The sequence below is a fragment of the Caldalkalibacillus mannanilyticus JCM 10596 genome (assembly GCF_000615945.1).
In the GTDB taxonomy this organism is placed as follows: domain Bacteria; phylum Bacillota; class Bacilli; order Caldalkalibacillales; family JCM-10596; genus Bacillus_AT; species Bacillus_AT mannanilyticus.
The window spans coordinates 29,423-53,439 of record NZ_BAMO01000008.1 but is presented as its reverse complement, the minus strand read 5'-3'; the positions used below and the strand labels follow the sequence as shown (position 1 = coordinate 53,439).

Annotated in this window: 29 protein-coding genes, 1 riboswitch and 1 other annotated feature; of the genes, 6 read left to right on the top strand and 23 right to left on the bottom strand. The window is 40.4% G+C overall.

Annotated features, from left to right (window positions below):
• Positions 1 to 29: 29 nt before the first annotated feature.
• The 4 genes from JCM10596_RS06630 to JCM10596_RS06615 form a co-directional block, all read right to left on the bottom strand.
• Complete coding sequence (locus tag JCM10596_RS06630) at positions 30 to 839, bottom strand: carbohydrate ABC transporter permease (RefSeq protein WP_025026440.1); 810 nt, start codon at positions 837 to 839, stop codon at positions 30 to 32.
• Entirely contained in the window at positions 836 to 1,786 is a 951-nt protein-coding gene (locus JCM10596_RS06625; RefSeq protein ID WP_025026439.1) for a carbohydrate ABC transporter permease, read from the bottom strand. The genes JCM10596_RS06630 and JCM10596_RS06625 overlap by 4 nt, the downstream gene beginning before the upstream one ends.
• Before the next feature lie 312 nt (positions 1,787 to 2,098).
• Positions 2,099 to 2,608, bottom strand: coding sequence for a GNAT family N-acetyltransferase (locus tag JCM10596_RS06620; RefSeq protein ID WP_025026438.1), 510 nt, complete (start codon positions 2,606 to 2,608; stop codon positions 2,099 to 2,101).
• Positions 2,609 to 2,644: 36 nt separating this feature from the next.
• Positions 2,645 to 3,376, bottom strand: a complete 732-nt coding sequence (locus JCM10596_RS06615) for a ZIP family metal transporter (RefSeq protein WP_051541206.1) — start codon at positions 3,374 to 3,376, stop codon at positions 2,645 to 2,647.
• 156 nt (positions 3,377 to 3,532) lie between these two features.
• Here JCM10596_RS06615 and JCM10596_RS06610 point away from each other — a divergent pair, with 156 nt between their 5' ends.
• Both JCM10596_RS06610 and JCM10596_RS06605 read left to right on the top strand, forming a co-directional pair.
• Positions 3,533 to 4,228: a DsbA family protein gene (locus JCM10596_RS06610; protein ID WP_025026436.1), complete on the top strand. Its 696-nt coding sequence runs from the start codon at positions 3,533 to 3,535 to the stop codon at positions 4,226 to 4,228.
• 1 nt (position 4,229) lies between these two features.
• Positions 4,230 to 4,655: a disulfide oxidoreductase gene (locus JCM10596_RS06605; protein WP_025026435.1), complete on the top strand. Its 426-nt coding sequence runs from the start codon at positions 4,230 to 4,232 to the stop codon at positions 4,653 to 4,655.
• A gap of 8 nt (positions 4,656 to 4,663) precedes the next feature.
• Here the strand turns inward: JCM10596_RS06605 and JCM10596_RS06600 are convergent, their stop codons facing one another.
• Genes JCM10596_RS06600 through JCM10596_RS06590 form a run of 3 tightly spaced genes read right to left on the bottom strand, consistent with a single transcriptional unit; the run spans position 4,664 to position 6,240 of the window.
• Entirely contained in the window at positions 4,664 to 5,386 is a 723-nt protein-coding gene (locus JCM10596_RS06600; RefSeq protein ID WP_025026434.1) for a prolipoprotein diacylglyceryl transferase family protein, read from the bottom strand.
• A gap of 1 nt (position 5,387) precedes the next feature.
• Positions 5,388 to 5,912, bottom strand: coding sequence for a TlpA family protein disulfide reductase (locus tag JCM10596_RS06595; RefSeq protein ID WP_025026433.1), 525 nt, complete (start codon positions 5,910 to 5,912; stop codon positions 5,388 to 5,390).
• A 16-nt stretch (positions 5,913 to 5,928) separates the two neighbouring features.
• On the bottom strand, positions 5,929 to 6,240 hold the full coding sequence (locus JCM10596_RS06590) for a winged helix-turn-helix transcriptional regulator (RefSeq protein ID WP_025026432.1): 312 nt from the start codon (positions 6,238 to 6,240) through the stop codon (positions 5,929 to 5,931).
• 142 nt (positions 6,241 to 6,382) lie between these two features.
• On the opposite strand from JCM10596_RS06590, the gene JCM10596_RS06585 reads away from it, so the two are divergent.
• The 3 genes from JCM10596_RS06585 to JCM10596_RS06575 all read left to right on the top strand — a co-directional run bounded on the left by JCM10596_RS06585 (position 6,383) and on the right by JCM10596_RS06575 (position 8,106).
• On the top strand, positions 6,383 to 7,150 hold the full coding sequence (locus tag JCM10596_RS06585; RefSeq protein WP_025026431.1) for a dioxygenase family protein: 768 nt from the start codon (positions 6,383 to 6,385) through the stop codon (positions 7,148 to 7,150).
• Positions 7,151 to 7,268: 118 nt separating this feature from the next.
• Positions 7,269 to 7,697, top strand: a complete 429-nt coding sequence (locus JCM10596_RS06580; protein WP_025026430.1) for a DoxX family protein — start codon at positions 7,269 to 7,271, stop codon at positions 7,695 to 7,697.
• A gap of 223 nt (positions 7,698 to 7,920) precedes the next feature.
• Positions 7,921 to 8,106, top strand: a complete 186-nt coding sequence (locus JCM10596_RS06575) for a hypothetical protein (protein WP_025026429.1) — start codon at positions 7,921 to 7,923, stop codon at positions 8,104 to 8,106.
• 234 nt (positions 8,107 to 8,340) lie between these two features.
• Here JCM10596_RS06575 and JCM10596_RS06570 read toward each other — a convergent pair whose 3' ends face one another.
• The 8 genes from JCM10596_RS06570 to JCM10596_RS06535 form a co-directional block, all read right to left on the bottom strand.
• Positions 8,341 to 8,982, bottom strand: coding sequence for an NAD(P)-dependent oxidoreductase (locus JCM10596_RS06570; protein WP_025026428.1), 642 nt, complete (start codon positions 8,980 to 8,982; stop codon positions 8,341 to 8,343).
• A gap of 153 nt (positions 8,983 to 9,135) precedes the next feature.
• Complete coding sequence (locus tag JCM10596_RS06565; protein ID WP_025026427.1) at positions 9,136 to 9,564, bottom strand: Rrf2 family transcriptional regulator; 429 nt, start codon at positions 9,562 to 9,564, stop codon at positions 9,136 to 9,138.
• A 61-nt stretch (positions 9,565 to 9,625) separates the two neighbouring features.
• Positions 9,626 to 10,381: a polysaccharide deacetylase family protein gene (locus tag JCM10596_RS06560; protein WP_025026426.1), complete on the bottom strand. Its 756-nt coding sequence runs from the start codon at positions 10,379 to 10,381 to the stop codon at positions 9,626 to 9,628.
• Positions 10,382 to 10,524: 143 nt separating this feature from the next.
• Positions 10,525 to 11,955 (bottom strand): proline--tRNA ligase, encoded by a 1,431-nt coding sequence (gene proS / locus JCM10596_RS06555; RefSeq protein WP_025026425.1) that lies wholly within the window; start codon positions 11,953 to 11,955, stop codon positions 10,525 to 10,527.
• A 67-nt stretch (positions 11,956 to 12,022) separates the two neighbouring features.
• Positions 12,023 to 12,270: a binding site (T-box leader), on the bottom strand.
• Between the two features lie 62 nt (positions 12,271 to 12,332).
• Entirely contained in the window at positions 12,333 to 13,898 is a 1,566-nt protein-coding gene (locus JCM10596_RS06550; RefSeq protein ID WP_025026424.1) for a BCCT family transporter, read from the bottom strand.
• A gap of 42 nt (positions 13,899 to 13,940) precedes the next feature.
• Positions 13,941 to 14,675: a glycerophosphodiester phosphodiesterase gene (locus JCM10596_RS06545; protein WP_025026423.1), complete on the bottom strand. Its 735-nt coding sequence runs from the start codon at positions 14,673 to 14,675 to the stop codon at positions 13,941 to 13,943.
• 63 nt (positions 14,676 to 14,738) lie between these two features.
• Positions 14,739 to 15,233: an MgtC/SapB family protein gene (locus JCM10596_RS06540; protein ID WP_025026422.1), complete on the bottom strand. Its 495-nt coding sequence runs from the start codon at positions 15,231 to 15,233 to the stop codon at positions 14,739 to 14,741.
• Positions 15,234 to 15,350: 117 nt separating this feature from the next.
• The gene (locus JCM10596_RS06535) at positions 15,351 to 15,935 is read right to left on the bottom strand and encodes a glycerol-3-phosphate responsive antiterminator (RefSeq protein WP_025026421.1); all 585 of its coding nucleotides are present in this window, start codon (positions 15,933 to 15,935) and stop codon (positions 15,351 to 15,353) included.
• Between the two features lie 214 nt (positions 15,936 to 16,149).
• Here JCM10596_RS06535 and JCM10596_RS06530 point away from each other — a divergent pair, with 214 nt between their 5' ends.
• Positions 16,150 to 16,545, top strand: a complete 396-nt coding sequence (locus tag JCM10596_RS06530) for a secondary thiamine-phosphate synthase enzyme YjbQ (RefSeq protein ID WP_025026420.1) — start codon at positions 16,150 to 16,152, stop codon at positions 16,543 to 16,545.
• 338 nt (positions 16,546 to 16,883) lie between these two features.
• Here JCM10596_RS06530 and JCM10596_RS06525 read toward each other — a convergent pair whose 3' ends face one another.
• The 8 genes from JCM10596_RS06525 to JCM10596_RS06495 all read right to left on the bottom strand — a co-directional run bounded on the left by JCM10596_RS06525 (position 16,884) and on the right by JCM10596_RS06495 (position 24,016).
• Entirely contained in the window at positions 16,884 to 17,879 is a 996-nt protein-coding gene (locus JCM10596_RS06525) for an ABC transporter substrate-binding protein (protein WP_025026419.1), read from the bottom strand.
• A 14-nt stretch (positions 17,880 to 17,893) separates the two neighbouring features.
• On the bottom strand, positions 17,894 to 18,979 hold the full coding sequence (locus JCM10596_RS06520) for a methyltransferase domain-containing protein (RefSeq protein ID WP_025026418.1): 1,086 nt from the start codon (positions 18,977 to 18,979) through the stop codon (positions 17,894 to 17,896).
• A gap of 181 nt (positions 18,980 to 19,160) precedes the next feature.
• Positions 19,161 to 19,353, bottom strand: a riboswitch (cobalamin riboswitch).
• A gap of 150 nt (positions 19,354 to 19,503) precedes the next feature.
• Positions 19,504 to 19,707, bottom strand: coding sequence for a transcriptional regulator (locus JCM10596_RS24260; RefSeq protein ID WP_439644809.1), 204 nt, complete (start codon positions 19,705 to 19,707; stop codon positions 19,504 to 19,506).
• A 54-nt stretch (positions 19,708 to 19,761) separates the two neighbouring features.
• On the bottom strand, positions 19,762 to 20,391 hold the full coding sequence (locus tag JCM10596_RS06515) for a hypothetical protein (protein ID WP_025026417.1): 630 nt from the start codon (positions 20,389 to 20,391) through the stop codon (positions 19,762 to 19,764).
• A 145-nt stretch (positions 20,392 to 20,536) separates the two neighbouring features.
• The gene (locus JCM10596_RS06510) at positions 20,537 to 21,052 is read right to left on the bottom strand and encodes a GNAT family N-acetyltransferase (RefSeq protein ID WP_025026416.1); all 516 of its coding nucleotides are present in this window, start codon (positions 21,050 to 21,052) and stop codon (positions 20,537 to 20,539) included.
• A gap of 134 nt (positions 21,053 to 21,186) precedes the next feature.
• Entirely contained in the window at positions 21,187 to 22,200 is a 1,014-nt protein-coding gene (locus JCM10596_RS06505) for an SIS domain-containing protein (RefSeq protein ID WP_025026415.1), read from the bottom strand.
• 94 nt (positions 22,201 to 22,294) lie between these two features.
• The gene (locus tag JCM10596_RS06500; RefSeq protein WP_025026414.1) at positions 22,295 to 23,122 is read right to left on the bottom strand and encodes a carbohydrate ABC transporter permease; all 828 of its coding nucleotides are present in this window, start codon (positions 23,120 to 23,122) and stop codon (positions 22,295 to 22,297) included.
• A 9-nt stretch (positions 23,123 to 23,131) separates the two neighbouring features.
• On the bottom strand, positions 23,132 to 24,016 hold the full coding sequence (locus JCM10596_RS06495; RefSeq protein ID WP_025026413.1) for a carbohydrate ABC transporter permease: 885 nt from the start codon (positions 24,014 to 24,016) through the stop codon (positions 23,132 to 23,134).
• Position 24,017 lies beyond the last annotated feature (1 nt).

The following is a 24,017-nucleotide window of genomic DNA, read 5'->3' as shown; positions in this document are numbered from 1 at the left end:
TCCTTATTTTTAGCAAAGCAGTTTAATGATTATCCTTTTAACGCTCCAGACATTAAGCCTCGACGAATATGCTTGATTCCTAGCATGAGTAAAAGCAAGGTTGGAATAAGAATAATAATAACTCCTGCCATGACCATGTTCCACGAGGTGGATGATTCTTGAGAGATCATCATTTTAATTCCAATTTGTACAGTACGTACTGACTCATTGCTCGTTACTAACAAAGGCCACAGGTACATATTCCATGTCGTCAAAAAAGAGTAAATCGCCAGAGCTATGATCATCGGTTTTGATAAGGGTAAAGCAAAAGAAAGATAGAATCGAAAACGGGAACAACCATCCAATTGAGAGGATTCATATAGCTCTTTTGGAAGGGTCATAAAATGCTGTCTTAACAAGAAGATCCCAAAAGCCGTGGTTAAAAAAGGAAGAGTCATAGCTGAATAGGTATTTAACCACTGTAGCTTTAAGATCGTGACAAAATTGGGGATCATGGCAGCTTCCCACGGGATGAGCAGCGTAGAAATAAACAAAAAGAAAAAGAAATTGCGCCCTCGAAAAGGAATAAAGACAATCGCAAAGGCGGTCAGACTGCAAATGATCACTTGTCCAATCGTCACCGTCGATGAAACGATAAAGCTATTCACTAGAAATTTAGTCAACGGAACACTGGCAAAGGCATTCCGATAATTATCTAAATGCAAGCTGGAAGGAAGATAGTTTCCGCTATGCAATTCTGCCGAGCTTAAAAAGCTGGCAAGCAAAGCAAACAAGATGGGAAAAAAAAGAGCAAAGGCAGATATGAAGAGCAAGCTATAGATCACTAGTTTTCGTATCATTGATAATGCACCTTCCGTTCTCCGACCTTGAACTGTAGAATTGTGAACACCAAGATTATGATAAATAAGAGAATCGCTTGTGCACTGGCGGTCCCAAACCTTGAAAATTCAAAAGCTTCCTTATAGATGGAATAGACAATAATATTTGTCGCTTCATTTGGTCCTCCACCTGTAAGAATATGAATTTGTCCAAAGGATTGAAACGAACCTATTAAGGTGACCGTCACAATAAAAAATAAGGTGGGAGAAAGCATCGGAAGCGTAATCTTAAATAGTTGGGTAAAATATCCCGCTCCATCTATCCGAGCACTCTCATACAATTCATCTGAAATGTTTTGTAGTCCTCCCAGCAGAATAATAAAATTAAACCCTACGCTCATCCATATGGTTGGAATCGCGACGGAAAATAAAGCCCAGTCTTTCGAGGTTAACCAGGCAACGGGACTCAGCCCAATGCTTTGCAGTACCTGATTAAATAATCCGATACTGGGATGGAACAGGAAGAGCCAAATAGTCGCCCCCGCCGCCACCGATACCCCTAAGGTGGAGGAAAAAATAACTCTGAAAAACTCAATTCCCCGTACTCTTTCATTCGCAATCACCGCTAGAAACAAGGCAAGTATCACGCCTGTGGGTACGGTATAGAGAACAAAAAGAAACGTCTGAATCATGCTCTGACGAAAGCTCTCCGATTGAAGCAAATGAAGATAATGCTCCAAGCCCACGAACAGCACCGTATCTCCCCTTGGATTGGTAATGAAGAAGCTGTAATACAAGGTTTTTAACATGGGATAAAACAAAAACAAGCCCAGAATCATAAGTGCAGGAAGCATGTACAATAGACCTTCGAAAAACAACCTCCATTCTTTTTTTAGAGCTCTTTTTCGCTCTATTTCTTTAGATAGCGTCCTTCTAAGTGTGATTTCTTCCAAGGATGCCTTGGACATCTTTCATCCCCCTTTTGCCTTATATGTTAAAAACATATCATAATCATATGCCTCAACCTAGCAAATTATGATAGATTTACAGAAAATTAACATCCCGTTTACATTCCTCTTACAAAGCCTTAAAAAAATAAAAAAAGCTTCTATCGAAGCCCTTTCGAAGAGGTCCTCTAGTCCTTCTTTAGAGGAAGCTTTTCATGCTGCCAGAAAGTATAAATTTTTATTAAAGATTATACAAAAATTTATACTTTCTTATTCAGTAAAAAATCCCTTACTATCAAGGTTCATTTCCTTGATCTCAAAGGATTTAGACAGTTAAATATTTTTTGTGATAGGTAGATGCAAAATAATTTGTTCGCCTAGTGGACCTATTCTTCTTTTTCCTTGGTCTTGAAAGCCTACCTTGGTATAGAGGTGAAAAGCCGCTGTATTCTTATGATTCACCGCAAGGACAACCTCTCTGATCTCCGCAAAATGGCGGGATACAAAGTCGGGTAAGAGCAACAACCCTTGCTTGGCAAAGCCTTGTCCTTGATGACGATGATCTATAGAAAACGCAGTGAGTAGCATGGCATGTGCTTCATCTGTATGATCCTTTACCCGCTGTCCTGTTTCTAAGATAAAAAAACCTACTGGAATCTCATTGTGCATAATAACAATAGGAACCTTCCACGCACTTTCTTTTATTACCGGAAGCATCTCCTGGGGTAGTCCCGTAAATTGCCCTTGTTCTGGTGGTAGCTGAAAAGAATAAAGGACCTCATTATGCTTCTCTTCGTAGTTTACTAATTCAATTCTTGAAATAGAGTGTTGAGTCAAACTCATCGATGATTGCCTCCTATAGTAAAATCATTTCAATTGTTACATATGGTGATGATGACTAGATAGCCACACAATAAGCAGAAAGCCGCTCATGCCAAAAAACAGACAGAGCCAGACATTCATTTTCTTCAAGGATTCTAGAAAGATTTCTTTGATCGTCATAAAAAGAACAATGCCCATAGACAGGCTAATCAGAATGGAAAAAACCCACGTTGCTTCAAATAAAGCGGTACTCCCTAACAAAGCTCCAAGTCCTACAGGAAACGAAACAAAGAGACTAATAGGAATCAGAGCTGCGATCGAATAGCCTGCAAGTAGTATGGGAGTCATGATTGCAATCCCCTCAGGAATGGTATGTAAAATCATGGTCATAATCATCGAGTGGATAAACGTATCATTGGCACTTGCCCCTAACGCTAACCCGCTCGGAAAATTATGCAGAGAAATGCTAAGTGCCATGACAAGTCCCGTTTTTAGTAATGAATCCTTGGTATTGATCGAAATGATATGAGAGATCTTATGTAAGTACTTGTAGAAAAAGCCTCCTAAGAGCAACCCGATGATCGTTGGTGAATATCCTCCTATATGGATGCTCTCTGGCAAAATATCTATCGTGACTAAACCTACGATAAAACCTGTACAAAGAGAAAAAATAATAGGAATAAAGATTGGATGAAGGTTCTTAAATAATGTAGAAAAAATGCCTCCTATGATCATTCCCGCACAGCATGATACAAACCCAATTAGGGCAATAAAGACCATGTTCCCCATTGTGTAATCCCCCCTTGATAAAGGGTATGCTTTTCCTACTCATTTCTTGTATACTATATTATGGGAAGTTTCTCTTTTTGTTTGTAGACTTTTTTGGTAGAACTTGATGTAAAAATAAGATAAAACTACGATCTAGTAATGAGAGGTGTACGTCTAGTGTCAAATAACCGTTCAACAAGCAGTGTGAATACGAAATTATTAATTTTCATTACCCTAGGAATCATTATCGCCCTTTCCGCCTTTGTCATTCTAAACTCCCAGGAAGAGGAGAAAAAGAACGAAATCAGCTTCGACACCCCTCCTCCTATTGAAAATCAACCCACGCTAGGAGACCCTAATGCCTTGGTTTCGGTTGTGGAATTTGGAGATTACAAATGTCCAGCTTGTAAGGCATGGAGTGAGAATGTGTTTCCTCAATTACAAAAAGATTTTATCGATCAAGGAAAAATAAGCTTTTCCTACATTAATGTCTTGTTCCATGGGGAAGAGTCTACCTTGGCTGCTCTAGCTAGTGAATCGGTTTGGAAGCATTCTCCTGAATCCTTCTGGAGCTTCCATAAAGAGGTGTTTCATGAACAACCTGATCATATCAATCACGATGATTTATGGGTAACCCCTGAGAAACTCGTAGAAATTGCTCAGAGGTCCGTACCTGATCTTGATATCCAGGCCTTCAAGGATGATCTGGCGAAGCAAACCTTTCTGCAAGAGGTACAGCTTGACCAAAAACTGGTTGATGAATATCAGATTGAGTTAACTCCAAGCATCTTCATTAATGGTACGATGGTTGAAAATCCTTTCGACTATGAACGAATTGTGGAGCTTATTGAGCAAGGATTGGAGAGCAAATAAGATGAGATCCTCTGCCAATCGTTCGTCCCTCTACTTGTATCTAGCCTGGTTAGTAGCAACAGTCGCTACTCTAGGAAGTCTATACTTTAGTGAAATTCGTTTGTTTATCCCCTGCGAACTCTGCTGGTACCAGCGGATTGCCATGTATCCCTTAGCTGTGTTTCTGGGTATTGCCGCTTTCTATGAGGATACTAGGATCAAGAAATATGTCCTTCCTCTCTCCATTATTGGAGGAAGCATCTCCTTGTACCATTATTTAGTTCAAAAGGTTCCCGGCTTTGCTGCCATCAAACCCTGTGCACAAGGCGTTCCCTGCCATGCTCAATATATCAATTGGCTGGGCTTTATCACGATACCTTTCCTCGCCTTAACAGCCTTCACCCTGATTACTATTTTGCTCTTGATGATTCGTCCCAAAAACTCGTAGGGAAGCAGCTAGCTTCCCTTTTTGATTGCCAGCCTGAAGCCTACTCCGAAAAGCACCATACTCATAAACATCCATTGCTGCATCGAAAGTCCCAACAGAAAAGCGCTCTGGAAGGTGAAGTTTGAAATAAATAGAGAACCTAGACCGCTTAATAATAGAACATAAGAGGTATATTCTCCTGTCCCAAAAGTGGATTGCTGACGATGAAGATAGGTTAAGAGAAGTCCTCCAACAATGAATGAATACCAGTGAACAGGATGGTAGGCATATTGTGAACCTTCGAAATGAACACCCCAAGGAAGCGAAGTAGGGTAGCCATAGTTTGGCAGTAGAAGCGCATAGAGAGTATAGGTGATCAACAACCAATAGGCGAAGAGATCAAGGGTCAGAAGGAAGGAAACCTTTTCTTTTTTAGTAGAGAGGTGCAGCACATAAAGCCCTATCACACCCCCTCCTATTTTCCCTGCCACTCCTCCATCCTGAACCAGCACCATCCACGGATCTCTAACTAGCATCATGGGGTCCCATAAGAGGGCAGAGAGCTTCCATACCAAAAGATACGCCACAATCCCGCTCGTGACAATATCAAACCATTGTTTATAGGTCAGATCCTTATGCTGACACTTTCTATAGATGAAATAGGTGGAGAGTAAAGCCGTCATGACCAACAAAAGGAACGGCAGGGGCAAAACAAAGGGGCCTACTTGAATGCTTTCAGGTATCGTAAACATCTTATCTCCCCACCAAATTCTTAAGCTGCAATTCCAGCTCTGCCTTGGAAATAATGCCGTTCACTCGATGCTCGATCATCCCGTCCTTATTGACAAAAAAGGTCGTTGGAATCGAAAAAATCTGATATCTCTCACTTACTGCCCCATCATGATCTAAGAGAATAGGAAAGGTAAAAGTAAATTCCTCTACAAAGCTTTTTACATTTTCTAGCTTATCTTTATTGGTGATATTAATCGCGTAAAACTCTACTTCATCCTGATATTTCTCATAAACCTCCGTAAAATCTGGAGCTTCTATGCGACAGGGTCCACACCATGAAGCCCAAAAATTGATCATCACAGGCTTCTGCAAATCAGCAAGCTGAATCTTTTCGGCACCATGCAGCTGTTCTAACTCAAAATAAGGTGATTGAAAACCTGTTTGCGGCTTTTGATCCACTTCCAGATTCTTTTCCGTCTGCCCCTGATAAATAGTATAGCCCACAACAAGGACTACAATGATCATAAAAAACCATGTATTCTTCATTCTTCTCCCCCAGTCATTACAGTTCTAGCCAAGTATGCGACCATTTTTCTATATCTCGAATAATGGGCTCAAGAGCTAACCCTTTGTCTGTCAAAGAATATTCTATTCGTACCGGTGTTTCCGGAAATACATCCCGCTTAACAATTCCTTCCTGCTCTAATTCCTTTAAGCGCTCTGATAACAGCCTTCCACTGATGGGAAAAGCAGATTCAATGGCACAGAAGCGTTGGGGTCCAGAAAGAAGCTGATAAATAATTAATCCTGTCCAACGTTTACTTATGATTTGCATGCCTTTTTCCAGTTTTGGACACAATGATGATTGATTCAAATGTACACACCCCCTATGATTTCTATCATACCACAAAAGACGTATTCGATTACTTAATTACATATAATAAATTACTAACTTGACGTAAATTAATAATTTTATTATACTTACTTACATTAAGTAACTAAAAGGAGGTGTACAAATGATACCCGCTTTATTTCTAGCCCATGGATCGCCCATGATTGCACTTGAAGATACCCCCTATACTCAGTTTTTAGGAACTTTATCCTCTCAATTCAGTCCCAAAGCTATTGTTATTTTTACGGCTCATTGGGAAAGTGATCTCATCCATATTTCATCTAGAGAGGATCAATATGATACCATATACGATTTTGGAGGCTTTGCTGATGAGCTCTATGCTATTCAATACCCTGCCCGCGGCTCTACCGAAATTGCTTTGAGGCTCAAAGAACGCTTCGAACAACAAGGGCTTCCTGTTCAATTAGATACAACACGCGGCTTAGACCATGGTGTTTGGACCCTATTGCATCGAGTCTATCCTGAGGCGAATATCCCTGTGATCCAGCTTTCTGTCAATCCAGCCCTTCCTATGAAGGAACAATTCCGCATAGGGGAAGCCTTGCGTGGCTTAGGGAAAGAGGATATTTTGGTTGTTGGAAGTGGGGGAACGGTGCATAACCTAAGAAAGATAAAGTGGGGACAGCAGACCCCAGAGGATTGGGCTGTTGAATTTGATACATGGCTGATCAACAAAATCCAAAGGAGAGATTTGGATTCCTTATTCAACTATGACGAACTCGCTCCTCATGCCCAATTAGCTGTGCCAAGAGCAGAGCATTTTGTTCCGCTGTTCCTTGCTTTTGGCAGTGGTGATCCAGCTTCTACCCCCAAGGTACTCCATCGCAGCTATGATTTAGGAACACTAAGCTATCTAGGAATACAATTCTAGGCATCCCAATACTCTAATAATATGAGAAGTGAGATGCGAGATGTGAGAAGTGAGATATGAAAAGATAAATGCCATGTACGTAAAAAAACTAAAGTAATTAAAGGAGAGAAAAAATTAAATGACAAAAAAGTATGAGATTGGTGCCTTTATTTTAAGAGTGGTCGTAGGACTTATATTCTTCATTCATGGATTAGAAAAGTTTCAAAATGGGGTAGAAAACCTTGCAGGATGGTTTGGAAGTATTGGTATTCCTGGTTTCCTAGCTTATGTCGTCACATATGGTGAACTTGTAGGAGGACTCGCCTTAATTCTAGGTCTAGGAACACGTCTTTTCTCCCTTCTATTTGGAATCATTATGATCGGAGCCATTGCTACTGTGAAATTTCCTGCTGGTCTTACTGGAAATGGTGAAATGGCAGGATATGAATTTGACTTAACCTTATTAGCTATGTCAATCCACCTTGTATTAAATGGTAGTTCATGGCTTTCTCTTGATTCCTTGATAAGGAAAAAGAAGGGAAGCAACCAAAAAGAAGCAAGTTTCTAATAACAAGTATCTCAAAGATTTGTGAACTCTAAAGACCTTAAAACTCCCCCTTCACCTTATCATTTGCCATTGGTGAGGAGGGAGTTTTTGTCTAAAGAAGGGTTTGATTTTTGTGTATCAGAAACCTCCAAGACATTGTTCTTTACTTTAGTGCTACCATCCTTTATACTTTTGTAAGGAAAATTTTATGTCATTATATTAGTATTTAGAAAGGAGGTTTAACATGAAAATTATGATTGGGCAGATACTAAGTTTCTTAATCGTTGTGACAATGGGAACGTACACGTATGTAAATTATTCTGAATTAGAGAAATACGAAGTTTCACTTCTTGCTATTATTATTATCGGTGCTCTTAGCTCACTAATATTTCAAAGTTTGCGTATAAAAGAAACTAAAGCACCATCCTAAAAATGAAGAGTGGATATTTTGCTTATCTTTTTAGCATCATCATATTAGCTACTTTTCTGCTATTAGCAAGCTTTGAGATTATCACAGAGTATACAAGTTTATTAATTATATTTTCAAGTCATGTTCTGTTAATGCCTCTCCTAGCTCTTTACTATCACCAAAAAGATAAAAAAAGATCCCTCTAGAGGAACCTTTCATTAGGGTAATAAAGCCGCAGTAACTCCACCAATATATTTAATAAGCAACTGTAAATCTCTTACGGCTAAACTGAGGGCTTTCCACTTCATCTAATAAAGCAACAGCATAATCTTCAGCAGAAATACGACTTTCCCCATTTTCATTAACCACCAGTTGGTCTGTTCCAATACGGTAGGTTCCTGTTCGCTCGCCAGGCTCAATCATGCCAGCTGGACTTAAATTGGTCCAATTCAGCTCCGTTTCTTGAAGGTACAGGGCTAAAGCATCTCTATGTGCCAATGCTGTGGGTTTAACGAAATCAGGAAACTCTGGAGTATCCACTAATTGTACTCCTGGTGCAACTTCTAAGCTCCCAGCACCTCCTACAGCTACTAAACGCGGAACTCTTGAACGTTTGACTCCCTTGATTAAAGAGTGAGTCGCGTCAACTAAGGTATGTTCTTCACCTGTTCCAAAAGGGGGACCAAAAGCACTAATCACAATTTCGCTTCCAGCTACCGCTTGGGCTACACTTTCTTCATTAAATATATCTCCCGTCACCACTTGCAGATTCTCGTCTTTTTTGTTGAGTTTCGCAGGATCACGAACGATGGCTGTTACATGATGCCCTCTACTTAACACCTCCTCCAAAACACGTTGTCCAATCATTCCTGTTGCTCCAATTAAAGCTATTTTCATCTAAATCATCTACCTTTCCTTTTTCTATTTTTACTAGGAGATAAGCCCGTATCTATCTTTCGCTGCTTCGCACACTTGCTCCATCATCTCTCTTCAAACCTTTGTTGTAACCATTTAAGTTACAACTAGTATAAAAAAAATTGAACATGAATTCTATCCAATTTTTTTACTTAGATCCGTTACCAATTCCTTCATGTTGATGTCTGCTAGGATTTGTTCCATTGCATTTTGTGCTCTAAGTAGAATAAGCTCAAGCACAGATTGAATATTAGCTCCCACCGGACATTGCGGGTTCGGATTCTCATGAAAATGAAACATTTCACCTTCCTCCACCACATCAACTGCCCGAAAGACATCCAGCAATGTAATCTCCTCTAAATCCTTCAACAGATAGGCTCCACCTGTTCCCGGGCGCACATTGACTAAACCCGCTTTTTTAAGCAGACCCGTTATTCGGCGTATGATCACAGGATTGGTATTGACGCTCCCTGCCATCCATTCTGAGGTACACGAATTGGTTTGATCAAGGGATATCAGAGATAAAATATGTACAGCAATTGTGAAACGACTGCTAATCTTCATAGGGTTCACTCTCCTGTTGTAACTATTATAGTTACAACAGGAGAGTGAAGTCAAGTTGAATTTATTTCTCAAATTCCAATAGTTCAGAAACAGTAACAAATGTATAGCCTGGCTCTTCTAACTTGCGAATAATTTCTCTTACGGAATCAAGGCTCGGCTTCCGACTTTCGTACATGACATGCAATAAAATAATAGAGCCTGGCTCAATATTTTCAACCACATGATCGACAATCTTACCAGAATCTACCGCAATCTCTGGATACGTTTCTGGTTCGATGTTCCACAAAATTGTTTTACGTTCAGTCTGTTTTAAATAGTAGGGCAGAAGCAATAACCTTTTGCCATAAGGCGGGCGAAAATGAATCTCTCCTTCGTAACCCACTTCACGTATCAATTCATCTGTCTTTTCTATTTCTTCTTTAATAAAGGCAGGTGATTTTAAGACCATGCGCTGATGGGAGTAAGAATGGTTCCCTATCTCGTGACCAGCTTGAACAATGGCTTCTGCCGCTTCTCTATTTTGTTCAATTTCTAAGCCCGTTAGAAAGAACGTAGCTTTCGTATTTGCTTCCTGTAGAATATGAAGGATCTCCTCTGTGTATGGACCAGGACCGTCATCGAAGGTTAAGGCGACAACCTTTTCTGTGGTTTCTACCTTCCCTATTAATCCGCCAAAAAATTGAAAGCTTCTCGATTTGGAAACTTCAAATAGCACGTAACCACTACCCATTAAGAAAACAAGCATAAGACTGATCAGTATCACTAGCTTTTTTGTTCTCGTTTTTGTTCTAGATAGGGGTGATTCTTTTATGATCATCGTAAGCCTCCCTTTTCACAATACCATTCAATTATACTACAAAGCTCTTCACGAAATATGATATTGTGCTAACAAAGGAATGACATATGTGCCAGATGAAAAGAGGAACCTCTTCATCTGACACTTCTTTTTTACTTCTATAATTAATACGCTCTTGCCCAATACACCATATGGTTCGCTTTATTCTGACAGCAAACACATTTCTCAGACAGATCTTCCTGCTCAAAAGGGATACATCTGGAAGTCGCGCCCGTTTCTTGCTTTATTTTTTCTTCACAGGCATCCTCTCCACACCACATCGCCTTAATAAATCCTGCTTTGTTTTCAAGTAGATCTTGGAACTCCTTGAACGTAACAGCTACAGATGTCTTTGTTTCACGATGCTGCTTCGCCTTGAGGTATAAATGATTCTGAATCTCTTCCAGCAGTTCTGTTATTTTTGTTTCAAGCTCTGCAACAGGGACCACTATTTTATCCCCAGTATCTCTTCTGACTAGAACGACTTGCTGCCTCTCTATGTCTTTTGGACCGACCTCTAAACGTATAGGAATCCCCTTCATCTCATACTCGTTAAACTTCCAACCCGGCTTTTTATCTGAAGCATCAATATCCACACGTACAATCGTGGAAAGCTTATGTTTTAAAGCATAGGCATGTTCTAAAACCCCTTCTTTATGTTGAGCAATAGGAACAATCATAAGTTGAATAGGAGCCGCTTTCGGAGGAAGAACCAATCCGCGGTTATCTCCGTGGACCATAATTAAAGCTCCAATCACTCGGTTGCTCAGTCCCCAAGATGTCTGATGAACATATTGGAGCCGCCCTTCTCGATTTGTGAATTGAATTCCAAAAGCTTTGGCAAATCCATCTCCTAAATAATGCGACGTACCGCTTTGCAATGCCTTTCCATCATGCATCAGGCTTTCAATTGTATAAGTGAAGGTTGCTCCAGCAAATTTTTCTTTTTCTGTTTTTACTCCTTTTATAACAGGGATGGCTAAGATATGTTCACAGAATTCAGTGTATATGTCAAGCATTTGGAGCGTTTCTTCCTGTGCTTCCTCTGACGTTTCATGACAGGTATGCCCTTCTTGCCATAGAAATTCCATGTTACGCAGGAAAGGACGGGTTGTTTTTTCCCAGCGAACCACACTGACCCATTGATTATATAGTTTGGGCAAATCCCTATAGGAATGAATGATATTTTTATAATGATCGCAAAAAAGAACTTCAGATGTGGGGCGTACACATAAGCGTTCCGTTAACTCCTCTGATCCACCATGAGTGATCCATGCTACTTCTGGAGCAAATCCTTCGATATGGTCTTTTTCTTTCTGGAGCAAACTTTCAGGAATAAATAAAGGCATATATACGTTTTCATGTCCTGTTTCTTTAAATCGTTGATCCAATTCGTTCTTGATCATTTCCCATAAAGCATAGCCATAGGGTCGAAAAATCATGGAGCCACGCACACTGGAATAATCAATGAGTTCCGCTTTGGTAACTACATCGGTATACCACCTAGCAAAATCCTCATTCATATCCGTTATTTCTTGAACAAATTCTTTTGTCATTTGCTACACCTCCATTTGATTGTCACACTCGTAAAACAAAATATGAACAGAAAAAAGCCTTCATCCACAAAGGGACCAAGGCTTTGGCGGTACCACCCTACATTAATAAAGTAGACTTCCATCAGATAGAGTTTTTACTCCGCCTGATAGCACTGCTTTATTCTCTTTCCATGATAACGGATTCGATCCGCTGCTATCTTTCGATACAGAACTCAGAGGTGGGTTCAAGTCATCGTCCTTAGAAACCTTGCACCTATGGCTCCCTCTCTGTAAAAGACTAAGTATGACTTTACTATTCCTCATCATTGTTTCAATTTATGTTTTCTTATTAATTTGTAATACTATATGACATTTCACATTCATTGTCAATTTCTAGATTAAGATACCTTCTCTTTTGTGATCCTGTCCTTTTGTTCCTCCTTCCTTTTCGTTATAGAATCTTGTTCTATGTTCTTAAAGAAAGCAAGAACAATCAATGCTAAGACCCCCATTAATGGAAAGGCTGTGACAATAGAAACCGTTTGTAATGGCTTTAACGCTTGCATAAGGAGAAGGGAAACCGAGATTCCTCCCAATAACAAAGCCCAAAACAAGGAGTTCCATCTTGCTGGTTCTTCATCATCCTTTAGGTTCTTAGATGTCACAGAGGCTAGCGTGAAGGCAATGGTTGTTTGTCCTGTCACCATAGAAATAAAGGCGAGGACAACAAAGGAGAATAGCAAAAGTGTACCTAGTGGTGCTGCGGCAATCCCTTCTGTAATCGCCCATTCTGCCCCTCTCTCACTGAAAATGTGCATGATGTTGAGTTTCTCCGTAAGATGCAAGTCCATAGCATAATTTCCTAATACGGCATAGAAAACCCACGATCCAATTGTTCCCCATAACACAGAGCCTAAGACAATTTGTCGTATCGTTCTCCCTTTCGAAATCTTAGCTAGATACAAGCCCATGGCAGGTGCATAGACCACCCACCAAGCCCAGTAAAAGATGGTCCAATCCTGTGGATGATTAGAGCCGCCAACAGCATCCGTCCAGAAGCTCATACGGATGTAATCCTGCATTAATAGACCAATGGCACTCGTACTCTGATTGATAATAAAAATAGTTGGACCAGCTAATAGAATGAAACCGATTACAAAGAAAGCAAGATAAATATTTAAGTCAGATAGTAGTTTAATCCCTTTTTTCAAGCCAAAATATAAACAGAAACCGATGGTCAGTGTCCAACCTGTAATAATGATAATCTCTAGCTGCTGAGTGTGAGGGATGTTGAGTAGTTTTGAGATTCCTGCTGTGAGCATAGGTGTACCTAAGCCCATTGAAGTGGCGACTCCACCAATCAAACCAAAGACAAAGACTAAGTCTATAAATCTACCTAACCACCCATCGACACGGTCTCCTAAGACACCACGCGTAGCTTCTGAGATTCGCAGAACTGATTTTTTTTGCACATGATATACATAAGCGATCGGGATCGCAATAATAGCATATAATGCCCAACCCGAAAATCCCCAGTGATACATCCCATAAGCAGAAGCATATTCTGCCGCCTGCCATGAGCCAACTTCAGCGCCAAAAGGAGGAGCCTGCATGTAATAAACCCATTCAATCATCCCCCAGTAGAGTAAACTAGAGCCTGTACTAGCAGTGAAGATCATGCCAATCCATGAAAAGGTAGAGAAATCTGGTGTATCTGTCTGAGAGCCCATCTTCATCGTTGAATACTTTCCAAATCCTAAGTACAGTGCTAAGACCAAGGCACCAAAGGTAAACCAAAGATAAGTAAAGCCTAGCTCCTGCGTCATATAATTAAAAATAGAAATAAGCTTGTTATAGCTTTCCTCTGGGTTTAACACCATATATACAGCCAAAAACAAGGTAATTCCAAACGATGTTAAGAACAATGATAAATCAACTTTTGGTCCTTTAAATAACTTATTCAATTGATTCAACCCCCAAAAATGTATATTTTATTTTTGTATATATTACTTTAATGAGGCTTTCTGCCCAAAACGCTGGGCAATATGTGGATCATCTGTAATAACCCCATCAACATTCACATCTATGCATTTTTTAAATGCTCGAGCTGCATTGACTGTATAGGCATACACTTTGTAGCCCTTGTTGTGTGCTTCCTGAACAAACTTGTTGGTAATGAATTCCTCCGTTTGATGGATGCTATACACCTCTAATTGATTCTGTTCCAGATAGGCAAAAACATCGATGAGGTTTGAATAGAGAAGCAATCCCGTTTTCACCTCTGGATCGATCTCCTTCACTTTTTTTATGGACATGTGATCAAATGAAGAAACCACAACGTTTTCTATGGCATTGCTTCTCCTCAAGAGGTGAACTAGCTTCTCCTCCATATGATTTTCTTCATGCAGCTCTTTTTTCAATTCAATATTGACCAACGCATCGGGTGGCATGATAGTCAGAACCTCTTCTAAAGACGGGATTTTTTGACCTGCAAATTCTAAACCAAACCATGAACCAGCGTCTAGTTGTCTTATCTCCTTATAGGTCAGCTCACTTACATAGCCACTCCCATTAGTGGTTCGATCCACGCTGTAGTCATGAATCACGACAAATTCTCCATCTTTCGTCATTTGCACGTCAAGCTCAATTCCTTTACATCCCATTTCTATTGCCATTTCAAAAGATCGTAATGTGTTTTCAGGAGCGCATATGGCAGCTCCTCTATGACCAATTAGTATCATATGCTCCATCCTTTATTTGTTTTTCTGCTCTATCTCTTTCTTCATCTCGTTGACTATGATTTCTTACAACGTCAGCGTATTTTCAGTAGAAACAGCTTTTTTCAACCTTTGATTGCTTTTTTTCCAGAAGAAGTTGCCTACTACAGAAAAGAGATAGGTCATTACAACGGAAAAAATAACAATACCGTAGAATCCAGCCCCTATACCAATGCCCACACCTCCACAAAAAAAGATGATGGCGGCAGAGGTTAAGCCTTTGACTCGCAAACCGTCTTTTAAGATTACACCTGCTCCTAAGAACCCTAGCCCAGATACCACTTGTGCAGCTAGACGCATGGGGTCCATCACCGTTTTATTGGTACTCCCGCTAAAAGCAGTAACACTCTCAATCGAGATAATGGTGATCAAGGTGCAAGCGACACACACATACGTGTAGGTTTTCATCCCAGCCGGCTTATTCTTTGTCGTGCGGTCTAAACCTAGCAAAAACCCCAAGCCCGCACTTAAAATGATTTTGAAGTATAGTTCTACATCATAAAAATATCCCAGATACGCCATGGTAACACCCCCTTTTCCTTGTCTATATATAATGAAAAAGATCCACAACTAGCTACCCCTGTTGTTTTCAGGGGTACTAATTGCGGATCTCGATTTCCATAGTTATTTACTTGTGATTTAGAACCGAATATTCCAAAGCTTACTATTACCAGTAGAAACACACATCGCACCGTTTTCTAGTGCCTGTAGCATTTGCTCCTTATTCGATAACAAGCCTCCCGTAATAATGGGAGTATTGGTTTGCTCTCTAATGCTCTCCATGACAGGAGGAACAAGAGCCAAAGCTGGTAACACTTCAATAATATCTGGCTTATTCTCATTAATTTCGATCATTCCTTTTTCTACGGCTTCTGTATCAATGAGAAAAAGGCGTTGGATCGTCACGATTCCGAGAATTTTTGCTAGTTTTATAATATTCGCCTTGGTGCTAATAATGCCATCAGGCTTCACATAATTAGAGATAAACTTCAGACCCTCTCGATCGCTGCTAATTCCTCTTATTTTTTCTAAGTGAAGAAACACGATCCGGTCATGCTTCTGCAAGTGAGAAACATAGCTTTTCATAACATTAATGTTTCCTGTTAATAGAAAGGAAACCTTTAGATTAGATTCTAGAAATTTATCAAGACTTTTTGGATCTTTAATGGCAGCTATCATACGTTGCTCTTTTAATTCGTTTAGTATTCTTTCGTTGTTCGTCATCGTATCTTACCCACCAATGCTGATCTAAACAAGTCCATAATAAGTATAGAATTGATTATATGTACAATGCGAAATGAAGTCAATACATTTTTTCATAACGCTTTCAAAAAAGAACATTTTTCGTCACTTGACAGATAGTCCGTGCAGATTAGTATGCAAGCGCTTATCGATGGTATGATAATCTATACATACTTAGAACGAAAGGAAGAAACCCATGCTGAAAACCCTCACACTAAAAACTAATAACCGTGACCAAATGATTGATATTACCCAACAGGTGCAGAGCTTTGTATTAGAAAATGGAATCCAAGAAGGAGCTGTGGTTGTCTATTGCCCACATACCACCGCAGGAATTACGATTAATGAAAATGCGGACCCAGATGTAAAAAAGGACATGATTCGCCGCTTTGACGAAGTCTATCCATGGCATCATGACCTTGATCGACATATGGAAGGAAATACGGCGGCGCATCTGAAGGCTAGCACAGTGGGAGCATCCCAATTTGTTATCGTCCATAATGGACGCTTGCTACTAGGAACCTGGCAGGGCATCTACTTCTGTGAATTTGATGGACCGCGCACTCGTACTTTTCATATCAAAATCACCTAAAGATAGTCGGTGTTATTCCTTTTTCCCTAATGCCTACCATGGTATAATATTCCTTGTACAACTGAACTTGGGTGGGATAAAGAACCTCCGATCTGGAGGTGATATTTATGCAATTTTCGTTATCAGAAGTGATTATGCTTGGTTTGTTCTTCTTGGCACTTCTTACTTATTTGAAACGAAAATAACCCGCCCAGGTTAGTCGCCAAGGAACGGGTTATTTCTACTAGTCTTGGAGGTAATCCCATCCAAGTGTTGTACTTGGGACGGTGTGGCTCACCGTCCTTATTTCTATTTTTATGATATCATGACAAGAATATACTTGCAAACCCTATTAACAATCACGGATACAACCCACTGACTAGAATATCGAGTGCCTGTGGGACACGTACTCCTTCTGCCGCTGCTGATAACGGCAGGACTACAAATTTTTCTTGTTGAATAGCGGTCACATTTTTGAGAGCCTGATGCTTAAGAAGCTGGGCTTTTTTCTCTTCTGCTGAAACGTCGCCATAATCCACAATAATGATCACATCAGGGTTTCGATTCACAATTTCCTCCCAGTTCACCTCAGCCCAGTTTTTCTCTAAATCATGAAAGATATTCGTTGCACCAGCCATATTAATGATCGCATTTAAAAAGTTTTGTCCTACTGTAAATGCTGCATTTTCACTTCCACTGTCATATACAAACACCTTCAGAGCTTCTTTATCCTGCGGGATTCTCTGTTTGATTTGCTCTATTTGGCTGGTCATCTCTCCAATGACTTCTTCACCACGTTCAACGACATCAAAAATACGTGCGATATGACGTATATCTAAGAAAATATCGTCTAGGGTCGGCCCTACTTTCGTCGACGAATGGTGTAGGTATGCCTTCACCCCAAATTTATCCAGTTCTTCAACTGTTCCTACATTATCTTCAAGATAGGCACTTTTCCATCCTGCATAGACAAAATCAGGTTCTACTCCTAACAATACTTCTTGGGAAGGATATTTATCCGCTAAAACAGGTATTTTACTATAGGCTTCCTGATAGATTGGTAATATTTCGTCATCCAAATATGCCGTTCCTACCATATGCTTCTCTAAGCCTAATGCCAGCATAATCTCTGTTACATGTTGATTTAATGAAACCGCCCTTTGCGGCACTTCATGGAAGACCAACACTTGTTCATTATTTTCAATTTCTACAACTCCGTAATCCTTTACTTCCTCTTCCACGGAATCGGTGATTTTCTCAGGCTCACTTGCCGTTTCCTTAGTTGCACACGCCGTTAACAATAAGAAAATAATACATAGAATCCCTATTATTTTGAACTTGTTCATTCTATTCATTTGATTGATTCTCCTTATGCTTTGCCTTTGGCAATAATAGTATAGGTTGTTATTTCTTCATCTGGAACATTTCTAAAAAAAGGGTAGCCTCCTGCCTCCCAAGCATGCTCTCTATACGCTTCAAGCAGTCCGGCTTCTATCGCCTCTGACATCTGCTCAAGAGTTTCTGTTTTGCTAAAAGAGAATGCTTTTGTCCGTTCTAGAGGGACAGCCATTGACTCTGGCAAGTGGTGGGATTTTCTATCCTTCATAGGCTGATAGTTCATCCTTACATCAAGCACTTCAAAGCCTTCTAAGGTAAGCAAATACGTAAGCTCTCTAGGATGGATGACACTCATCTCCCTTTCAACCCTGTATTGCGCCTCCAAAACATGTTTCTTATATACCTCATAGGTAATCGAGTAATGCACAAGCTGTTGCGCTAATGCTAGTTCACTTTCGATTGTCAGATACACAGGGTTCTGTTGGACTAATTGTTTTCGTTGCCTTTTTCTCCATCTTTTTTCACTAGGTGGGAGCACCAGATCAATAGCCACCATTCCATTAGGATGAAGATGCCTGCGAACCACATCAAGCAACGCCTTCTGCTCCTCGACGGTTACAAAGTGCTGAAAGAGTCCATGAGGGATGATGAGATGGGAGAATGTTTTATTTACTTGTAGCGCTAATACATCTTCTTCAATGAACGAAATTTGTTCGCTGTTAACCTCTTTCATGCGAGCTAGCTTCTTTTTCGCCACTGTTAACATTTCCGGGCTCCAATCCACTCCCGTTATCGACAACCCATGCTTGAGAAGCTCCAAAGCAAGTTGACCCGTACCCGTCCCCAGCTCTAGAACATGTTCTGCTTTCGTTTCCTTTAACCATTGAAGATAAAAGGCATGACCAGCTTTACCACAAAACATATCATAGTATTCTGCTTCAATCCCTTCGTATTTTGGACCCTGTTGTCTCACGTGCCGCTCTCCTTGGATTCCACAGCGCGAACACAATGTCCCTGCTAGCTGTTGAAAGGGGACTTTGGTGGGGACGCCGTTTTTGGAATCTCCGTACCATTCATCATATTGAAATCCGCAGTAGCTACATTGATAGTTGGACATGTATTTCCCCTCCCTTTTTCATTTCATAACATGACTTAACACAAAAAAGCTCTCCCTCCAAATACGGAGAAAGAGCTAGGAACGGCAATCACCTTACGCAACAATGATAATATCAATCGCCCATGATATCATCATCTAGTACAAGACTCTGCCGCTTCACCTTCTCACCCCCCGAAGAAACGAAACGAGTGGAAAATAGGCAGGTCTCCTGACTTGTGCTTCCTCTTACTTTGAGCCTTCCCATATAACGACATCATGCCGTGTATACAGTGGTATTCTCATTTCATCCACACTTACAGTTGCGGGGACAGTTCTGGATTTTCACCAGATTCCCTATTAAGTCTTGATCAGACACCTATACTTCCAAACTATAAAATAAAGCTATAATATAGCAAACAAATCTTACGTACCTATCATAGATGAAAGAGAAGCATTCATCAATCTTTTATTTTTATAGCTCACTATATTGTCTTGCTATTGTTCGGTTTCTTTTTTGTGTAGATTCAGAATAGCCTCTAGCTGGTTTAGATAGGCAGAATAGCTTCACGCCCTTTGGGAGTAGAGGAAAGAGTTGTTTTTGGTCTCCTGCCCATAAAAGATTTCTGAACAGAAATATACCCTGACTCTTCCAGAATGCGTAAGTGTGCAGATAAGTTTCCATCACTCAACTCAAGTAATTTCTTCAGTTGGGTAAAATCACATTCGCCTTGGGTCACTAGCAAAGTCATAATCCTAGCCTTGCCTTAGCGTGAATCGTGTCATCTAGGGAGGCAAATAATTCATTACTCAACTCTGGCACCAGCCTTCTGACGATTCAATAACCACCAGGTCACCAGCAATAATATCCCGCAAAAGAAAGCCTTCGTACCGAAAACGATCGGTTCAACTGAAGTGCCGTACGCTGGAGAAAAGATTGTATACCAAATAGATAAAACAAAATTCATAGACAGCATTGAAACCGCAAAAAAACCTACACCGACCCAACCTATTTTGGTTTGAAGAGTGACTCCTGTCATAAGATAAGCAACTCCTACCACCATGAGCCAGAAATCGTACATATGCACAGAAGAATAATATCCTCCCGGACTCCAAAACAAGACAGCTACAGCAAAAACAAATAATAGGGACCAATTGCCAATTAACACACGCATCATAAAGGGAACTTGCTCTGCTTTCTTCATTCTTTTTAGGATCAGTGTACCGACTAATCCGATTAAAAATAACAGCGGCCAATGCTTTCCATCCAAGCTAAACCTTGTGGTAATTCCAGGTATCAAGGGAATAAGGCTTCCAATCATCCATAGAACAGCAAACAACAAAAAATAGGGACGAGAAACGTACAGGTTATCTCTCGCTTCTTTACACAGTGATTTAATGTAGGAAATATCATCGAGCGCTTTTGTTACATTCATACACGAACACCTCTCTTTTTTTACTTTAAAAAACAATAAACTATGTTTTTTAATTAACTTTGTATTACAAAATATATACCATCATTTTACAATATTATCATCGTAAGTCAAGAAAAAAATATGATGAAAGAGCTCTTCTTTTTTCCTACTGTTCTCTCACCCACAAATAATACACGAATCTGATTCCCTCATTGGCTTCATATTCCTCTTCATCCACAACAACCTGCCGAAAGCCGTTCTTTTCTAATACTTTTTGTGAAGCGATATTGTTTATGGTGGTTTTTGCTTGTAATTGTTGAATGGCTGTTGACTCTTGCACTCGTTCAATCAGTTGTTTGAGCGCTTGATAAGCAACTCCCTGTCCAGTAAACTCTTCTCCCACTCGGTATCCAATAGATGCCACTTGTTCTATAGGATGAATATCTACTAGATTCATTCTTCCGACAATCTGTCCAGCATCATTTCTGATTAAATAGAAGAAGGAGATCCCTTGCTGCTGCTCCTGCAATAATTCCTGATGCTTCCCCAAAAAAGATTCAAAATGATAGTAATCCTCTCCCCGACTTGGAACCATTGTTTCAAAAAAAGCTCTATACTTGCATTCAAATTGATACAATTCTTCAGCATCCTGTTCTTGAAGAAGTTGGATGTCTATGTTCATCATTTACTCACCTCATTATTCTCTCTAATACAATGCTAATACAAGAATTCATTTTCTTCATCATACCCAGTGAATCCAATCTGCACAAGAAGAAAAAACCTTCATCCACGAGGGATCAAGGTTCATTGTCTGTCTTAATACTCCATCTTGCGATAATACCGCCTTGTATCTAAGGGATGGTTTCGCTCTCTTTCAAGATATACACTAATCCTGCTTAGAAGCGCCCAATTGATACTAATGGCAAAATATTTTCTGAATTCCGGGCTGATACCCGGCAGATCAAAATCTTTGGTGTCTATGACCAATAGGTTCTTCGTTATTTCCTGGGCAAACTTTTCGACACGCTCCGCTAAAGGACGGGTTTCATCCTCCCCTTTGAGAATAATGACACTTGTGCCCTCTTCCACTAATTCCAGGGTTCCATGAAAAAATTCAGCGGCATGAATCGACTTCGCGTGAATCCATTGCATCTCCTCTAAGATACACATGGCATAGGAATACGTGTTGCCCCATAGGTTTCCAGACCCAACCAGCATGTGATACTTCGTTTCCCTATGCTCTTGCGCAAATGCCTCTGCTCGGGTGTCAAAAGCTTTCATGGCAGCCAGCATTCCTTGAGGAAGCAGCGCCACTTCCCGAGTAAACTTCTCATAGTGGGGAAACTCATCTTGATTGTACATAAAGCGAAAAACAAGCATATACAAATGAATAAAAAATGTGTCGAAGGAATGCTTCTCCGTCCCTATAGTGAAGCAATGGTCTACCCATTCAGTGAGGGGTGTATTCGGTTCAGCGACCAAGCCAATCGTTGTGGCTCCCTGCTCCTTACAATACCTAGCAGCAGCAACCGTTTCCTCTGTCGTCCCTGTGACCGAGGCAAAAATACATACAGAATCCTTGCCAAAATGCTGATGATTCATCACCAAGAATTCAGCAGCAATTTCAGCATGAACCTCTATAGAGGAGCTAGATTTTAAAATATATTCATAGGGATACATGAGAGCAATGGTTCCTCCTGCGCCAATAAGAAATATATTCTTAAACCCCTGCTTACTCACTTCATCAACCGCACGTTCAATTTGCTCTCTCATGGCTAGAGCATCGTGCTCAACGATCTGACAGAATAATTCTGAATCAAACTTTAACATCTTCTCTTCCCCCTCTTTTGGTATATACCATTTTGTGTGCATTTTAGCTAGCATGCAATTTAGATAGATGAAATAACACTACGCATTTACTGTCCTAGCCTTTTACACTCCCAGCAGATAATCCTCGAACAAATTGCTTCTGAAAAATGATAAAGGCAATGATCATCGGCAAAGCTGAGATCGCTAATCCAGCCAATTGCACTCCGAAATTGGTATTTAACTGGCTACGTAAATTCATTAAACCCACTGGGATTGTTCTCAATGCCGAATCCTCTACAAATACCAGGGCAAACATAAATTCATTCCAGACATTCATTCCCGTTAATAGCGCCGCTGAAGCCAGGATGGGTTTCCCCATCGGGAGAATAATATGCCAATAAACCTTCCAGGTATTACACCCATCTATGATGGCGGCTTCTTCTAGCTCTCGTGGTATGGAAAGAAAATAAGCTCTCATTAAAAAAATGGCAAACGGCAATTGAAAAGCAACATAAGGTAGAATCAAAGCCCAATAGGTATTATAGATCCCTATGAACTGAAGCATTTGATAGAGTGCAATCAAGCTCACCTGTGGAGCAAGCATAAGACCACTTAGAATGAGCAAAAGCACTATATTCATTCCTCTGAAACGAAATCTACTCAGTCCATACGCTGCCATGGAACCAAGAAAGAGGACAAGGGATACCGAGATGACAGTAACTAGAACACTGTTCATAAAGTACTGCTCAATCCCTGTTTTCCATGCTACAAGATAGTTTTCCCAAAGCCATTCTTGGGGCAGAGACCATGTATCCAAGAAAAACTCTCGATTTGACTTCAAACCATTTATGGTCAGCCAGAGCAGAGGGTAAATGATAGCGATCACGTATAAGCTAAACCAGATCAGAACCCCTGTACGAAAGAGTTGATTTCTCCACTTCATTGATCTCTTTTACACCTCCTTCCCAGACTTTACAAGCTTCATTTGGAACAGAGATAGAGCCAAGGTAATGATAAAAACAATCGTGGCAATGGTCGAAGCATACCCCATCTCATCATTCCGAAAAGCAGCTCTATAGAGCATCGTACCCAATACTTCAGTGGAACGTCCCGGTCCTCCTGAAGTCATAATATAGACCTCATCGAATACTTTGAAGGCGCCAATGACTGTAATCATCATCCCGACTAGGATCATTTCCTTCAGCTGAGGAAGGGTGATATGAAAAAAAGTATGCCGTCGATTAGCACCATCGATCATCGACGCTTCATAAAGCTCTTCGGGAATTTTGTGCATGGCAATGAGAAAGAGCATGACCATGTATCCTGTGTATTGCCACTGTGACACAGCCACCACGGCATATATAGCGGTGGTGCTATTTCCCAACCAAGCATAGGTCCATTCACTTTGCCCAAGGAACCGTAGCGTATGATTCAACAAGCCAATCTCAGGATGATATAACAATTGCCAAAGCAAGCCAACTACCGCTATGGAAATCACGGAGGGAATAAAGAAAACCGTCCGAAAAAAAGGCTGCCACCTTCGAATGAGCTTATCCTCTAGAATGGCAGCGATCACTAATCCCATTCCCACTTGAAAGACGATGGAAATCACAGCAAATAGGGTATTATTCTTCAGTGCGATATAGAAGACTGGATCATGAATGAGTCTGATATAATACTCCCAACCAACAAACATTCGGTTCATCTCAAAAGCGCTCCACCTAAAAAAACTATAATATACATTCAACACAATAGGCAGAAATACGAACACTAGAATAAGGAGGGAGGCTGGCAGAATATAGAGCAGAGCTGATTTGGCATTTTGATACGTCTTCACT